General features: G+C 34.3%; 11 protein-coding genes, 2 rRNA genes and 2 pseudogenes. 8 read left to right on the top strand and 7 right to left on the bottom strand.

Translation table 11 applies throughout. From position 1 onward, the window contains the following. Window positions 1–60: 60 nt before the first annotated feature. Window positions 61–528, top strand: a complete 468-nt coding sequence (locus tag OM967_RS06975; RefSeq protein ID WP_250120303.1) for a hypothetical protein — start codon at window positions 61–63, stop codon at window positions 526–528. 762 nt (window positions 529–1,290) lie between these two features. On the opposite strand, the gene fsa is transcribed toward OM967_RS06975, so the two are convergent. Further along, window positions 1,291–1,932 carry a fructose-6-phosphate aldolase gene (fsa, locus tag OM967_RS06970; protein WP_211907840.1) on the bottom strand — a complete coding sequence of 214 codons (642 nt, stop codon included), beginning with the start codon at window positions 1,930–1,932 and terminating at the stop codon, window positions 1,291–1,293. A gap of 426 nt (window positions 1,933–2,358) precedes the next feature. Here fsa and OM967_RS06960 point away from each other — a divergent pair. Beyond that, window positions 2,359–4,970: pseudogene (locus OM967_RS06960) on the top strand (hypothetical protein). A 287-nt stretch (window positions 4,971–5,257) separates the two neighbouring features. Here OM967_RS06960 and OM967_RS06955 read toward each other — a convergent pair. From OM967_RS06955 to pstC, 3 genes are all read right to left on the bottom strand, one after another. Continuing rightward, window positions 5,258–5,599, bottom strand: a complete 342-nt coding sequence (locus OM967_RS06955; RefSeq protein WP_264337838.1) for a F0F1 ATP synthase subunit epsilon — start codon at window positions 5,597–5,599, stop codon at window positions 5,258–5,260. A gap of 5 nt (window positions 5,600–5,604) precedes the next feature. Further along, the gene (gene atpD, locus OM967_RS06950; RefSeq protein ID WP_211908760.1) at window positions 5,605–7,041 is read right to left on the bottom strand and encodes a F0F1 ATP synthase subunit beta; all 1,437 of its coding nucleotides are present in this window, start codon (window positions 7,039–7,041) and stop codon (window positions 5,605–5,607) included. 96 nt (window positions 7,042–7,137) lie between these two features. Continuing rightward, entirely contained in the window at window positions 7,138–8,226 is a 1,089-nt protein-coding gene (gene pstC / locus OM967_RS06945; protein ID WP_211907836.1) for a phosphate ABC transporter permease subunit PstC, read from the bottom strand. A 107-nt stretch (window positions 8,227–8,333) separates the two neighbouring features. On the opposite strand from pstC, the gene rpmH reads away from it, so the two are divergent. Genes rpmH through OM967_RS06930 form a run of 3 tightly spaced genes read left to right on the top strand, consistent with a single transcriptional unit; the run spans window position 8,334 to window position 9,111 of the window. Beyond that, window positions 8,334–8,468, top strand: a complete 135-nt coding sequence (gene rpmH, locus OM967_RS06940; RefSeq protein WP_010404613.1) for a 50S ribosomal protein L34 — start codon at window positions 8,334–8,336, stop codon at window positions 8,466–8,468. Further along, entirely contained in the window at window positions 8,452–8,829 is a 378-nt protein-coding gene (gene rnpA / locus OM967_RS06935; protein WP_250120424.1) for a ribonuclease P protein component, read from the top strand. The genes rpmH and rnpA overlap by 17 nt, the downstream gene beginning before the upstream one ends. Before the next feature lie 60 nt (window positions 8,830–8,889). Further along, entirely contained in the window at window positions 8,890–9,111 is a 222-nt protein-coding gene (locus OM967_RS06930) for a hypothetical protein (RefSeq protein ID WP_211907835.1), read from the top strand. Between the two features lie 26 nt (window positions 9,112–9,137). Here OM967_RS06930 and OM967_RS06925 read toward each other — a convergent pair. The 3 genes and pseudogenes from OM967_RS06925 to OM967_RS06915 all read right to left on the bottom strand — a co-directional run. Further along, window positions 9,138–9,948 (bottom strand): annotated as a pseudogene (locus tag OM967_RS06925) (IS66 family transposase); the annotation flags it as partial. 191 nt (window positions 9,949–10,139) lie between these two features. Beyond that, window positions 10,140–10,246: ribosomal RNA gene (gene rrf, locus OM967_RS06920) — 5S ribosomal RNA — on the bottom strand. Window positions 10,247–10,313: 67 nt separating this feature from the next. Further along, window positions 10,314–13,078, bottom strand: a 23S ribosomal RNA gene (locus OM967_RS06915). Window positions 13,079–13,409: 331 nt separating this feature from the next. On the opposite strand from OM967_RS06915, the gene OM967_RS06910 reads away from it, so the two are divergent. Genes OM967_RS06910 through ruvX form a run of 3 tightly spaced genes read left to right on the top strand, consistent with a single transcriptional unit; the run spans window position 13,410 to window position 16,838 of the window. Then, window positions 13,410–14,480: a methyltransferase domain-containing protein gene (locus tag OM967_RS06910; protein ID WP_211907834.1), complete on the top strand. Its 1,071-nt coding sequence runs from the start codon at window positions 13,410–13,412 to the stop codon at window positions 14,478–14,480. A gap of 48 nt (window positions 14,481–14,528) precedes the next feature. Continuing rightward, window positions 14,529–16,313, top strand: coding sequence for a ribonucleoside-diphosphate reductase subunit alpha (locus OM967_RS06905; RefSeq protein WP_250120301.1), 1,785 nt, complete (start codon window positions 14,529–14,531; stop codon window positions 16,311–16,313). A 57-nt stretch (window positions 16,314–16,370) separates the two neighbouring features. After that, window positions 16,371–16,838 carry a Holliday junction resolvase RuvX gene (gene ruvX / locus OM967_RS06900; RefSeq protein ID WP_264337837.1) on the top strand — a complete coding sequence of 156 codons (468 nt, stop codon included), beginning with the start codon at window positions 16,371–16,373 and terminating at the stop codon, window positions 16,836–16,838. Window positions 16,839–16,858 lie beyond the last annotated feature (20 nt).

The following is a 16,858-nucleotide window of genomic DNA, read 5'->3' as shown; positions in this document are numbered from 1 at the left end:
CTTGACTATAGCATGTTTCATATTATATGAATAAACTGTTAATGAAAGTGGAGGGTTGCAATGCCTAATAATACAGATCAGTCTAAAAAAATAAATGAGAAATGGTTATTTATAGGAGGTGCTTCACTGTTTCTTGTAATAATGCTACCATCAATTTTTCTCTTAGCAAAAATAGCTATGATGTTTGTTATAATCTCAACTACAGCAATAGCAATAAAAATTGCCTCAAAAGCAATATCAAACGTTTTAGAGGATAAAGAGAATCAATCAACACAAAATAAAATTATAAACCTAGCTATTGGAGCAGTGTCCATACTTGCAGGTGGGATATCATTACTTATTACAGCAAAAGTTGGTTTCATCGCAATATGCTCAACTATAGCTATTTTAGCTCTGTATGAATATATTAAAGATGAAAAAATAGGTAAGGATATAAATGATAAATTCGATGAAATAGCTAATGATACAACTGAGTTTTGCGTCAACAACATTGAAAAACTTATTCCATCACAAAGTTGTGAAGTGTAATCTTTTGTTTATAAATTTTTAGATGCATGGCTAACGTATAAACACTGAAATCAGCACTTCCTTTCTTGTTATTCTAGTAATGGCTTCCATCATCAAAAATGTTGTATTACTTTTATACTCGCAAATCTAAATGGATTCCATTGCTGGAATGACATTACCTTGAATGGAAATCGGTGCGTGATGTACATCTGTATAGAGATTAAATATGTCATTCAGTTTGTTATCATTCTAGTACTGCCATTCTATAGGTAACAGCTGTACCTGGAACTCCTCTCTTGTCATTTCAGCACTGGAATCCAGAAAACTTAATTTCAAACCAGTACTTTCCCTCTTTTCATCCCAATTTCCAAAATGTTACTCCAGTACTGAAATCCAGCTTTTTTATAACTATCGAAAACACTGTATTACTTTACAAATTTAACTAGATATAATTACTTGCATGGCACGTTCGTAAAATTACGATAAAAAATTACTTGACAAACTCTAATAGTTTTGTTACCATACGTAGTGAAGGCGTTCTAGAGCTCGGAATCTATCTTCGTCTGCAGACTTTTCAATTCAATTAATCTATAATCTTCAGTTAAAATATATTTAAGCTATACTTCGGTCGTAGCTGTATACATTTTTCTGAATCTTTTTTTATTAACAGGAGGGTCATTATGTTTAAAATTCTGAATTACGCATATCATTAACCTGCATGTCTTTAAGGGACAGATGGTACCTATGTCCTTTTTATATTATATTTTATAGCAATATCATGTATTACTTTACGCCCCAGTCTTTTTCAAATATTGCGAGCCCTTGATCAGTAAGTGGATGATTAATTAACTGTCTAAGTATTTTTGCTGGTACAGTAATTGAATGAGCACCAAGCCGTGCAGCTTCTATTACATGTGCTGGACTTCTTACTGATGCAACAAGAACTTTTGTCTTAAAATTATAATTAGAATATATAGTGCATATATCTTCTATTAGCGATAAGCCATCATAGCTTATATCATCAAGGCGACCAACAAAGGGAGAAATAAAACAAGCACCGACCTTAGCGGCAAACAGTGCTTGTCCAGGAGAAAAACATAATGTAATGTTAGCAGGTATTTTATGTTCTGTCCACAACTTTTTACAAGAAATTAATCCTTCATGTGTAAGGGGTAACTTTACTACGATATTACTAGCTATTTTCGCTAACTTCAGGCCTTCCTTAACCATATCTTCATGGCTATCTGCAACAACTTCAACACTAACAGGCCCTTTTATAATAGAGCATATTTCGCTTACTAAATCTTCGTACTTATCTTTATGTCCAGATTTTGCTATTAAAGAAGGATTAGTTGTTATGCCATCAATGAACTCTTTTAGCTCCTTAATTTCATTCAAATCAACACTATCAAGAAAAATTTCCATATTATTGTCCTATTAAAAACCTATTTTTACAAAATATTGTCATCTTTGAAAAGTATTAAATAAAATCGGATTTTTAACTCAACTCAATTTTCAGTCCGTTAGGAAAGAAAATATTGCACTGAGACACAGTATACTCCTGGTAATAAACATGAATTGGTTGCACTTTATTAACAAAATTAGCATAACCAATTTCTGAAGTTTACTAGCTTTACGTTCAATAGAAATTCTTGCATAGCCTAAAACTTAGTGCTACTATTAGTATAGTAACATAAATAGGTAGTGAGGAACAATAAACAAAATGACTAAGTTCGAGTTTAACGCTCGCAATTAAATTCAACTAAAAAGGTTCATATAAAAGGAGTTTTGATAGCTTAATCACTCCTAAAGTAAATATATTATCAGAACAATAGTAATAAGGGGTATACTATGTCAACAAATTTCCCGACATTGAAAAACATATTAGCAGAGCTGAAAAGAAAAAATAGCATTACTGTTTTAGAAGAACATTGTCAGGAAAAATGGGAGGTTTATGACTTGCTCATGGATTTAACAAATGATGAAAATTTTAAGCAAGCATATATAGATCTATCTTTCAACAAGAGCTTTAAAAAAAACTTTATAGAATTAGCAAATCAGGCAAAAAAAGCTGTAAGTAAGTATTTTAGAGATAAAGACATAGACCTTCGAGCTTTTTATGTAGAAACTAACAATTCTGATAAAGTGTTAAACATTAATCTTATTAATTACAATAGAAGTGAGCCAATAAGAATTAGTGATATCTTACAGCAAGAAAGGGATATTAGCACATTGAATATCTATTGCGATAAAAAGCATGACATATACGCTTACCGAAAAGGTAAGGAAAGACATTATGAATTTAAAGAGGGTGCATATTATGAAATGATAAGCACTTGGCCTGTGCAGGACAAGGATGGGAAAACTTTTACCTGTACTATGGTTATGAATGTAAGTAATTCTGGTATAACTAAAGTACTACAGTTTAATGGTAAAGATTTTGAATCGCCACCTGAGGAGTTTTTGGAATTAATAAGACAAAATGAAGAATTATATATTCAAGGTCTCTCTCTACATGACGCTGTCAAAGCATTATTGGAGAAGAATAAAGATGCTCCAGCTGTTATTAATCTGCAAAATAATGAACATATCGTAATCAATAAAGATGAAAAGATGAAAAGATGAAAGATCTTGAAAATGATGCTAAAAGCAATCCTATTCTTTCTTTCACTAGCAACAATGTATCAGAGGTTAATACACAGCAGGTTGCAACTCAGGCAATTGCAACTCAAACAGAAGTTAATTCACAGCACACTGAAACTCAGACAGAGGTCTCTGTACAACACGTTAAGACTCAAACAGAAATTGGCTCTCAACAGACTGAAACTCAGACAAAAGTTGATTTACAAGAGGTTGCAATTCAAACAGGAATTAGTTTACAGCACACTGAAACTCAAACGAAAATTGGCTCTCAACAGGCTGAAATTCAAAGTTTACAAGAAGTTGCAACTCAAACAGAAGTTAATTTACAGCACACTGAAACTCAGACAGAGGTTGCTGTGCAGCACGTTGAAACTCAAACAGGAATTGGCTCTCAAGAAACTGAAACTCAGACAGAAGTTAACTCACAACAACTAGATCAAAAGCTTACAAAAGCTGAACAAGAAATTAGAGAATTAAATGAACTGAGGAACAATTTACAATATAGGTTCGACAACGCTGAACAAGAACTTGAAGAGTTAGAAAAGCACAATAGTGATTTACAGGATAAACTTGGAGAAGAAAAGCAAAAAAATGCAAAATTACAAACTGAACTGACACAAAAAGATGAAAAACTAGCAAATATATCAACAGAGCTGCAAGAAAGAGTGCAAGAACTTGAAGGTGCATATGAAGAAAAGAAAGACCTGAAGAAAAAGCTGGAAGTTGCCAATGCACGAAAAGAAGAGTTGATAAGTGAGTTAAGAAAATTGCACGAGGAATTAAATCAACTGAAAGAAGAAAAGTATAGTTTGGAAGACAAGCTTGATCAATCAGAACACTATAGCAATAGTACAAAAGAAAGCAGTGAACAACAAATATCAGATTTGAAAGAAGAGTTATTATTACTGAAAGAAGCAAATCAAATGTTAAAAGCAAAGCAAGTAGAATCAGAACAAGAACTCGTGGAGGCTAAGCAAAAAATTGAGGAATTGAAGGAACAGTGCAATGATTTACAAGTTGAGTGTAAAGAAAAGGAACAAAGACTTGAGAAAGAAATGAGTAAAACAGATGAGCGAATAATCCAGCTCAATAAGGAGCAAGAGCAGAAAATTCAAGAAATTTATGGAAAAAATAAGGAACTGGAAGAAAAGGTAGAAGAACTGAAGGAAAAGCTAAAAACTGCTAATGCAGAACAAGAGAAACTACAAGGTAAATTGAACCAGTTTGAAAAAAAAGAGGAAGAGATAGAGGAAGCAGAACACATGATAAGTGCAAGGGATAAGTGTATAGCGAGTTATAAATCTCAAATACAAAATTTAGAAAATGAGCATAACGCACATTTGGAATCTGATGAACAAGAGGCAGATCAGCTAACGTGGGATTTTGAAACGTTAAAGAACGAGCTAGAGCTTAAAGATGAGCAGATCGAGACAATAAGAGGGCAATTACGGCAGGAGATAGAAGAAGAAATAGTTAATAAGTACCGTCCATCACTGGAATTAAAGTTTAAAGAATATGAAGATGAGATTGAAAGATTAATAAGAGAAAAAAAAGAGCTAAACGATAAAGTACAATACTTAAATAACGAAGTAGAACTGTTAAGTCCAGTAATTGATAAAGTACTTGTTAATAAAAAGGAAGTTTTTGATAACAATTCAAAAATGTTTTACCAGCTTACAGAGGAAATTGATGATTCAGAAAAAAAACCTAGGTCTTTAAGCCTTGATAGCGCATTTCATAGCGATCACTGTAATTCACTTCTAGACTTAATCAGCAGTCCATCAAAGGTGTGTAGCCAAAGTCAGCGTGGAGGTGTTTAATACTGTTCAGATGCATATGAAATCAGTGCTTCTTCTTGTCACCCAACTCTTGTCATCCCAGTGCGTGACACTGGGATCTGGACATAAAAACATTTGCAAATTATGCAATGGACAACAGATTCTAGGAACATATGTTAAAATCATATCCATGATGAAAATAAGATAGATCCCAGTGTCACGCACTGGGATGATATCCTTCTAATGTTCGTACAGTTGTGTGTCAGCTACTTGAACGACAAACATTGAGATGACAAGAGTAGATTTATTTCTTGAACAAAAAAGAGCCCCTAAAGAGATTTGACATCAAGATAACTTAAATATATACCAACTCTCTTATCTTTTAATGATTCCTCATAATGAGTCAGGTGATCAAAAACCTGAATTTGATTTGTTAGAATGCTACAATTATTATTTGTAACCTTTAATATACCATTATCAATTACAACTTTTTCCTTTGTCTGGTTACTCATTTTAACAGTAATTATACCAGGCAATAAATAAATTAAATAAGGGGAATGGCAGGCTAAAATCATCAATTCCCCTTCAAGCCCACTCACTGAAAGCGAGACCACTTCATCGAATGAAATTCGATTATCAGGAGAAAAAAATTGCACCTTAAAAGTGTTCATAATCTTTAATGTCCGGCTCCAACTTCAGCTTTTATTGATTCAGCTTTTTCTATTGCTTCACTTATACTTCCCACCATATAAAAAGCAGCTTCTGGCAGATGATCATATTTACCTTCAATAATTCCTTTAAAACTAGAAATAGTATCAGAAAGTGAAACAAATTTGCCAGACATGCCAGTAAATACCTCAGCAACATGAAAAGGTTGAGAAAGAAACTTCTGAATTTTACGAGCTCTATCAACAATAATTTTATCTTCATCAGATAGTTCATCCATACCAAGTATTGCAATAATATCTTGCAGCGACTTATAAGTTTGCAATATACGTTTCACCTCAGAAGCCACATTATAATGTTCTTCACCAATGATTTCAGCAGATAAAGACTGAGAAGTTGAGTCAAGTGGATCAACAGCAGGGTATATACCCATTTCAGCTATCTGCCTTGACAACACTGTAGTGGCATCAAGATGAGAGAATGTCGTTGCTGGAGCTGGATCGGTCAAATCGTCTGCAGGAACATATATAGCCTGTACAGAAGTAATAGAACCAGCAGTAGTTGAGGCTATTCTCTCTTGCATAGCGCCCATATCAGTCGCAAGAGTTGGCTGATAACCAACAGCCGACGGTATTCTTCCAAGCAAAGCAGAAATTTCAGAGCCAGCTTGAGTAAAACGGAAGATATTATCTACAAAAAATAGAACATCTTGATTTTCATGATCACGAAAATACTCCGCCATAGTTAGTGCTGTTAAAGCAACCCTAGCCCTTGCTCCAGGAGGTTCATTCATTTGACCATAAACCAAAACGGCTTGAGATTTTTCATGCTCATTTATATCTATTACATTCGAAGTAATCATCTCGTTATAAAGATCATTACCTTCACGCGTTCTCTCTCCTACTCCAGCAAACACAGAAAATCCTTTATGAGCTTTTGCTATATTGTTAATCAATTCCATTATCAGAACTGTTTTACCAACACCAGCTCCACCAAATAAGCCAATTTTTCCTCCTTTAAGATAAGGAGCAAGAAGATCTATAACCTTTATTCCTGTAACTAAAACTTCTTCCTGTATCTTCTGCTCGGTAAAACTTGGAGGTGATCTATGTATAGGTTCTAAATTATACTTTCCTTTTAAAGGACCACACTCATCTATAAGCTCTCCTACAACATTAAAAATCCTTCCTAAAGTTGAGCGTCCAACCGGAACTGATATTGGTGCACCTGTATCAACAAACTCATCACCTCTTGACATACCATCTGTGCTATCCATAGCAATGCAACGAACTATATTGTCACCTATATGTTGTGAAACCTCTAAAACTAGCTCCTTGCCCTTACATTTTAATTTGCTTTTTAAAGCATTAAATATCTTAGGTAACTCGCCTTCAAATTTTAAATCAACAACTGCTTGAGTTATTTTAACTACTTTACCTGTACTCATCTCTTTCATCACCTAACACTACAATTCTATAAAAGAACTTCTAAAGAAAATAAATCTTATATTATTAACAGAAATTTTGCAATATTAAAACACTTACTAGTTACGTTTCATTATAAACAATGCAAATGCATTCAATAGCCAAGTAATAACAAACAGCACCAAACTAAGCGCATAAGCAGCAAGAGTTTGCACACTATTGAAATCCTGATCTCCGGTAAGTAATGTAGCAATTTGTACAGTGATAGTAGTAACTGAATTGAGAGGATTAAAGGTCAAATTTGCATTGATTCCCACAGCCATTAGTACAATCATTGTTTCACCTATCACCCTTGAAATTGATAATAAAACTGAACTTAAAATTGTAGGCATTGCATAAGGTATTGTTATATGCCATATAGTTTCCGCTGGTGTTGCGCCAAGCGCCATAAAACCATAACGTAAACTTTTTGGAACAGATCTTATAGCATCTTCAAGCAAAGAAATAATAAAAGGAAGAATCATTATTCCAATCGATAAACCAGCAATCAAAGCACTTTCTGAGTGTATACTTAGATTAAAAAAATTCGCTACCTGCTTTATAAAAAAAGACAAAAATACAACTGAGAAGTATCCATATACAACAGTAGGAATAGCAGACAAAACCTGTAAGGCTGTATTAATAACATAACGCACTTTTTCACTCGCATACTCACTAATATATATTGCAGAAAATAAACCAAGCGGCACCGCAACTAACATTGCTACAATAGTTATAAGTAATGTCCCCACTAAAAGTGGCGCTATACCAAAACACCCCACCTCTCCTTCACCAATAATAGCTACATTATGCTTCCATTTTAAGCAAAATAAGAATTCTGAAATAGCTACTTTATTAAAAAAAGAAATGGACTGAACAAAAATAGATAGCATTATAAATAAAGTGATAAAAAGTGATATTGCTAAAGCCATAAATAACAAAAATTTTACCATCTTATTTCTTTTACTTTTAAAGATAAAAATCAGCATAAAAAAAAGTAACGCTATAGAAATAGAAGTTATAAAATAACCATCATAGAATGCTAACAAACAAGGTAGCATCCACATACAACTCAAATATATATAAGACTTAACTTTACTTACTGCTTGAAACTTACTTAAACAAAATAAAAGGATTAGTAAAACAGGTACGCCTATAATTAAATTCATTTTTCCATATATCAAATTTTATTCAACAAGAATGCCATAGAAGTTGACCATTATTTGACAATAGAGCAAAATAGTTTAAAATAAATAGTCATATTAATATAAAAACAATGAAAAGAACATTTCAACCAAAAAATTTAAAAAAAAAGCACAAACATGGATTTCGTTCACGTATGTCAACAAAAGCTGGAAGAAAAATTCTTAATAAGCGTCGCTCATTAGGGTGTAATAAATTATGCGCATAGTAAGCATAAAAAAAAAGAGTTTTCCTTTGCTTTTAAAAACAGATTAGCACCTTACAGTCTTTTTTATCGAGGGGTATATATATCACTATATGCTATAAAAGAAAGAGAACCTGAAAAGTATATTCATGTTATTAGAGTAGGTCTGGCTATCAGTAAAAAAGTCGGAAAAGCAGCAAAAAGAAATAAAATAAAAAGGCAATTACGAATGCTAGCTAAAGTTAGCATTTCTAATATAAGTAATGTAGGATACTATTACATAATACTAACCCATAAAAACATTATGCAAGCAGGCTATAAAAATTTACAAAAAGACCTCAATATTTGCTTAAAGAAAGATGAAATAAGAAGGAATTTTCACTAAAGTATTTACAGCTATATTTTTTATGATAAGATAAGTGAAGTTTTTAAGATAAATTAATAGATGTGGGTGCTTGAGGTAAAGAGTATAAAAAAACAAGATAAAAAGCTCGATACAAATAATGCTGAAGAGAGTTTTTATGAATATAGAAAGTCTAGCTATCGTACACAATGGGGAATGGCATTTGAACAAAGCCAATACTTAGAACAAAATAAAGATAATCCTAGAGGGAAATTGCTAAATTTTAATATAGAAGCAACTCATTACAATAAGAGAATAGTTTGATAAAAGTACCCGTTCAGGGAAGTGGTTCAAGAAACGATAGGCAGGGGATTGTACAGTTCTCTTTGTTTCCATGTTAAGTATAATGAAATTATCCTTTCAAGTTCCTAGCTCTGATTACGTAAAATATGAGCTTTTACAGTAAACGATATAATACCTAATTTGCTGTTCAGCATGATAGTGGAATACTTTCTGGTTTACTTAAAAAATTTCACATCGTTCTTTCAGATTTTAAAATATTTTTCGCAACTTGAGAAGCTCCAGTTGCTTCAGATAGGTAGCTTCAAGTAATACCTTATACGTTTTGCAACTTTCTTACACTTCTGTTTCATTTTTTAATAAAGCTTTTTTTAGCATAAATAATTCAGTAGATGCGTTTTTTAAGTAACAGCCCAGAATTTTAACTTCAATAGTTCAGCTATGTTTCAAAGTACCTGTCAGCGACTATTACGATTGCAACATACACTGTCTTTTAAATCTTCTTTCCCTTTAAAACTTGCAGTATTGCTTCAGCACTAACCAAGTTTACCTTTATTATAACATGTTGATGCGCAAAACCTCACTTTTCTTATTCGATTTGCTCATACACCTTTTTGCATTTTGAAGGAACTCTATATTCACTATTTGATATGCTTTCAATTTACATTAAAAACATCACTTATAATTCTCACGTTTTGAATTTTTATAAAATCAACTGAGTACTACAATTATCAACTAACCCTTGGACCGAATGTATCTGCTTCTTGGTAGTTTGCTACTTCTTCTTTCTCCTCATCTCCAATAACTTAATTAATATTCAATTATATAAAGTTTGATTTTCGGAAGATCAATTGTTTGATGATTTGTTAAATGTTGCTATCTCTCCTCCTAATTTGCAAATAGGTGACAAATTCTACTTTTAAATTTTCTACTTTTATCTTAAAGTTTTCGCAGAGTTCTAAAAGATCAGTTATATTACCTCACAGCTACTCTATGTTTACCTTGTTTCATCGCTCTACTGAAAAGATATAAATAAGAAGAAATTTTTATAAACTTGGCAACGACCTACTTTCCCTTTTTAAGTATCATCGGCGCTAAAAAGTTTCACTTCCGAGTTCGAAATGAGATCGGGTGGTTCATTTTTGCTATAGCCACCAAGTCAACAAAAATTTCTGACTTAACAAATTTTAATTTAATATTTAACACTGCATATGCACATATAGAAAGCAAATAAATCAATCAGGCTATTAGTACCAGTTAGCTTCACATGTTACCATGCTTCTACACCTAGCCTATCAACGTGGTAGTCTCCCACGGCCTTAATTGGGAAATTTTTTTGAAGAGGGTTTCTTGCTTATATGCTTTCAGCAATTATCCCATCTATACATAGCTACCCAGCGATGCTATTGGCATAACAGCTGGTACACCAGAGGTATATACATCTCGGTCCTCTCGTACTAGAGTCAGATCTTCTCAAATTTCCTTCACCCACGGCAGATAGAAACCGAACTGTCTCACGACGTTCTAAACCCAACTCACGTAACACTTTAATCGGCGAACAGCCGAACCCTTGGGACCTTCTCCAGCCCCAGGATGTGATGAGTCGACATCGAGGTGCCAAACGGTGTCGTCGATATGAACTCTCGAACACCATCAGCCTGTTATCCCCGGCGTACCTTTTATCCGTTGAGCGATAACCCTTCCATACAGAATTACCGGATCACTATGACCGACTTTCGTCTCTGCTTGGCTTGTCAGCCTCGCAGTCAGGCAAGCTTATGCCATTGTACTATCAAGCTGATTTCCGACCAGCTCTAGCTTACCTTCGCACGCCTCCGTTACTTTTTAGGAGGCGACCGCCCCAGTCAAACTACCCACCATACAATGTCCTAGTTCCAGATAATGAAACATAGTTAGATATCAAAAGTGTAAAGGGTGGTATCTCAAGGTTGACTCCATTATAGCTAGCGCCATAACTTCAAAGTCTCCCACCTATCCTGCACATCACACTTTTAATAGCAATGTAAAGCTATAGTAAAGGTGCACGGGGTCTCTTCGTCTAACCGCGGGTACCCCGCATCTGCACGGGGAATTCAATTTCGCTGAAGTGATGTTGGAGACAGTGGAGAAATCGTTACGCCATTCGTGCGGGTCGGAACTTACCCGACAAGGAATTTCGCTACCTTAGGACCGTCAGTGTTACGGCCGCCGTTTACTGGGGCTTCAATTCAGAGCTTGCACCCCTCCTATTAACCTTCCAGCACCGGGCAGGCGTCAGACCCTATACTTCCACTTACGTGTTTGCAGAGTCCTGTGTTTCTAGTAAACAGTCGCTACTCCCTATTTTGTGCCACCTACTCATAGTTGCCTAAAAGCGGGTTACCCTTCTTCCGAAGTTACAGGTATAATTTGCCGAGTTCCTTCAACATCATTCTTTCAACACCTTAGTATACTCTACTCATCCACCAGTGTCGGTTTACGGTACGGCCTCATAAATATAAGTGCTATTTCCTGGAGCTTCTTTTAAGCATAGATCAATCCAATCAGACCTATACAAATACAAAACCCGTCACACTTAAGAGGTTTAGGAATATTAACCTAATTGCCATCGACTACTCCTTTACGGACTCGCCTTAGGAACCGACTAACCCTACGCAGATTAACTTAACGTAGGAACCCTTAGATTTTTGGTGAGAGTGTTTTTCACACTCTTTTACGCTACTTATGTCAGCATTCTCACTTCCGATATCTCCAGCAGTTTTTACAAACCACCTTCACAGACTTACGGAACGCTCCGCTACCGCGCCTATTAATCGAAATCAATAAGCACCCACATCTTCGGTATACAGCTTTAGCCCCGGTACATTTTCGGCGCAGAAAAACTTATTTAGACAAGTGAGCTGTTACGCTTTCTTTAAAGGATGGCTGCTTCCAAGCCAACCTCCTAGCTGTAATGGTTTTTCTACTTCCTTTCCCACTTAGCTGTAATTTTGGGACCTTAGATAGTGATCTGGGCTGTTTCCCTTTCCACCACGGACTTAGCACCCATAGTGTGTCTGCTGTATAATTAACTATTGGTATTCGGAGTTTGGTTAGATTTGGTAAGATGATGAATCCCCCTAGTCTATCCAGTGCTCTACCCCCAACAACATAAATACAACGCTCTACCTAAATAGATTTCGCGGAGAACCAGCTATTTCCAAGTTTGATTGGCCTTTCACCCCTAATCACAACTCATCCAATAATGTTGCAACATTAACTGGTTCGATCCTTCAGTATGTTTTACCATACCTTCAATCTGGTCATGACTAGATCACTTGGTTTCGGGTCTAATCCATAAAACTAAACGCCCTATTCAGACTTGCTTTCGCTACGCCTACACCTACCGGCTTAAGCTTGCTTCATAGATTAACTCGCTGACCCATTATGCAAAAGGTACGCTGTCACTCTAAATATCAATAAATTGATATAGAGCCCCAACTGTTTGTAAGCACTTGATTTCAGATTCTATTTCACTCCCCTCCCGGGGTTCTTTTCACCTTTCCCTCACGGTACTTGTTCACTATCGGTCGTTAAGGAGTATTTAGGCTTGGAGGATGGTCCCCCCATATTCAAACAGGATTTCACGTGCCCCGCTCTACTCAAGGATTTAAAAACTTTCTATTTGTACAGGACTATCACCTTCTATGGTTACCATTTCCAGAGTATTCTAATTCTTATTTTTAAATCACTAGCCTTTTCCGCTTTCGCTCGTCACTACTAACAGAATCTCGGTTGATTTCTTTTCCTTTGGCTACTTAGATATTTCAGTTCACCAAGTTTGCCTTATATACTTAGTATATAATAACTAGCTAAGCTAGTTGGGTTTCCCCATTCGGAAATCTGCGGATCAAAATTTGTTGACAATTTCCCACAGCTTATCGCAGCCTGCCACGTCCTTCATCGCCTCTTAACGCCAAGGCATCCATCAAGTGCTCTTAATAATTTATTTATCTGACTATATGTAGAATATGCAGAGTTAAATATTAACTTACAATTGAATTGAGATTAAATAATCTCTACCATAAAACTTTTCAAACATCTAAAAACTAATCTTTTATATGTTACAATCTGATAAATCATATGTCAACGCCTTTTTACACAAAACATTTACCTATTATTATCAACAACAATATACCAGCAATCTTAAACAGTACAATCTGAGAAATATTTGATAAATTGATATGTACAGAAAAATTAATGAAAAAGATATTTTGTAAGATAAAATGTGTTAAAATTAGTTACCTAAAAATGAAAATGAACATTTGGAGTATTTCTAATGTATGAAAAGTAATCTATCTTTTATAAAAAACTTTGCTTTAAATTGTATATCCAAGCTCACTGGCTTATTAAATAGTAAAAAAGTAAAAAATTTCATTATGGATAAATACAGTACTCTCCATAAAGAAATTGTAGTGTTTCTTGAAAAATCTAAAAACCTGTTAAATACCAACACTGAAATCGGGTTATATCACTTCTATAAAGGTAATATATCAGATGCAAAGTTAAGATTTTGGTTAATTAGCATATTCTACCCTAATTTACCTCTAGTCTGGTATAATATCGGAAGATGTCATTTTGCAGTAGGCAATACTAATAAAGCTTATAATTATTTAACAAAGACGCTAAAATTAGATAGTAGTCACAAAGAAGCTTCTTACTATATAAAGAAAATAACAAACACATCAGATATTGTAGAATTGCCTGAAAATCTCATAAAGCAATATTTTGATTACACAGGTGAATATTTTGTTGAACATTGGTTAATTGCCAAACAATACAGAGGACATGAACTAGTACATATGATAATCAAAAAAATCTTTCACAACTCCACTTCTGAACTGAATATACTTGACCTTGGTTGCGGTACTGGAATATGTGGTCACTTCCTAAAAATAAATAATATTAGAAGTCGCATAACAGGAGTTGACATCTCAAATAGAATGCTCAATATTGCAAGAGGATGTCTTATAAAAGGTAAACCTGTTTACAATGAGTTAATACATACAGAAATGAAAGAGTTTCTTAAACAAGAGAAGAACCAGCAGTATGATGTAATTATCTTTGCTGAAGTGCTACACTATCTACATGATTTTCTAGCAGAATTGGAACTAGCAAAAAGATTGACAAACAAAAAAGGGGTTATTGTATGTTTAGTAAGAAGAAAGGAAGGTAGAGGTATTGACTTTGTAAACAAAGGAGATTATTTTCGTCATTCAGAAGATTATATTCAGCATGTTGCAAAAGAAACAAATATGCAAATAAGTCAAATGAGTTACTGTAAAATATATGGCAGTCAGGTTGATGGTATCTTATTTGCATTACAACATCCACAAACAAATTCAACAACTTAATCGAGAAATCGCTCAAATAAATTTCTATATTATCATAAAAGGAGCCTTATGAATTACATTACTATTAATTACGCAAAAGATAGTAAATTAACCGATTTTGGAAAAGCAGTTCTATTGGATAGGTATTTAATAGAAAATGAAAGTTATCAAGATCTCTTTATACGTATTGCTAATTACTATTCTGATGATAGAAAACATGCACAACGTCTTTATGATTACATGAGCAACTTGTGGTTCATGCCTTCAACACCAATACTTAGTAACGGCGGTACCAAAAGAGGATTGCCTATTTCCTGCTTTCTTAATGAAACTGAAGATAGCTTGAAGGGAATAGTTGATCTATGGAATGAAAATGTTTGGCTCGCTGCACGTGGTGGTGGAATAGGTAGTTATTGGGGAAATTTACGTTCAATTGGTGAAAGTGTCAAAGGTAGCGGTAAAACATCAGGAATTGTGCCATTTATCGTAGTACAAAACGCTCTGACGCTTGCAATCAGCCAAGGATCCTTAAGAAGAGGAAGCTCAGCAGTTTATCTTCCTGTATGGCATCCAGAAATAGAAGAGTTTCTAGATTTACGTAAGCCAACTGGTGGTGACCCAAATCGCAAAGCATTAAATATACATCATGCTGTAATAGTAACAGATAAGTTTATGCAAGCTGTTGAAGATGATCAAGAATGGGATTTAATAAGCCCTCATAACAATAAAGTTATTTCAACAGTAAAAGCACGGGATATATGGATTAAAATATTAACAGCAAGAATTGAAACTGGAGAACCTTATATTATCTTTCTTAATGCAACAAATAACAATAAACCAGAACCTTACAAAAAGCTCAATTTAGATATCAAAATGTCAAACCTATGCAGTGAAATAACTTTAACTACAGGTTACGATCACCTGAACAAGTCGCGCACTGCTGTATGTTGTTTATCATCCGTAAATCTTGAATACTACGAAGAATGGAAAGATAATGAGCTTTTCATAGAAGATATAATGCGTTTTCTTGATAATGTATTAGAGGATTTCATAAACCAAGCACCAAATGAAATACAGCGAGCAAAATATTCCGCAATAAGAGAGCGTAGTATCGGTCTTGGCGTGATGGGTTTTCATTCATTTTTACAAAGTAAAATGGTTCCTTTTGAATCAGTAACAGCCCAACAATGGAATAAAAAAATATTTAAGCATTTGCGCGAGCAAGCAGATGTAGTTTCTAAAAAATTAGCAGAAGAAAAAGGGCCATGTCTTGACGCTAAAGAAATCGATCTAATGGAAAGGTTCACACATAAGCTCGCTATTGCTCCAACTGCCTCAATTTCGATTATCGCAGGCAACACTTCCCCTGGAATAGAGCCATATGCAGCAAACGTATTTATACAGAAGACATTGACAGGTTCATTTGTAGTACGAAATAAATTCTTGCAAAAACTACTAGCAGAAAAAAATCAAGACAATGATGAAACATGGTCCTCAATTTCAACAAATGAGGGTTCTGTTCAGCATTTAGATTTTCTTAGCAAGCATGAAAAACTGACATTTAAAACAGCATACGAACTTGATCAACAATGGATCATAGAACATGCAAGTGATAGAACTTCTTATATTTGTCAATCTCAATCAGTAAATCTGTTCTTACCTGCCAATGTGCATAAACGTTACTTACATAAAATACACATGCTTGCTTGGAAAAAAGGATTAAAGAGCTTATATTACTGCAGATCACAATCAATGCAGAGAGCTGACAAGGTCTCACATGACATATTCAAAAAAAGTGAAATATTGCAACAAAAAACAGATATTAATTATGATGAATGTCTATCATGCCAGTAGACTGTACATACCTTACTGTCACAAAAATACAATTGTACAAAAGTTATGTTTTCATAGATGCTACATAGAAATCCAGATGAATTTCTAAAGTCTATTCCAAGAGATAAACGTATAATGTGCCTTGATATGGGAGAAAAACAAATAGGCGTAGCATTTAGTGATAAAACACAGCTTATAGCTACAGCTCATAGTATATACTACAGAAGAAATATAAGCAAAGATTTAGGTTATCTGTATAGAATATTCAAAGAAAATGAAGCTGGATCAATAGTAATAGGACTACCATTCAAAATAGATGACCAAGAGACCGAATGGTGTAAAGCAATAATCCAATTCGCAAATAAAATAATAAAAAAATGTAAGATAAACATATATCTACAAGACGAAAGTTTATCAACATCTCTTGCAACTCACGCACTAAAAATTACCGGAATATCAATCACAAAATCAAAGAAAATAGATGATAAAATTGCCGCATGTATTATTCTGCAACGAACATTGGATAAGATAAACACCATCAAATAGTTTTTTAAACTGAATTCACG

It is taken from the genome of Wolbachia endosymbiont (group B) of Dolichovespula media (genome assembly GCF_947179505.1).
In the GTDB taxonomy this organism is placed as follows: Bacteria; Pseudomonadota; Alphaproteobacteria; order Rickettsiales; family Anaplasmataceae; genus Wolbachia.
This window is presented reverse-complemented; position numbering and strand designations above follow the sequence as displayed.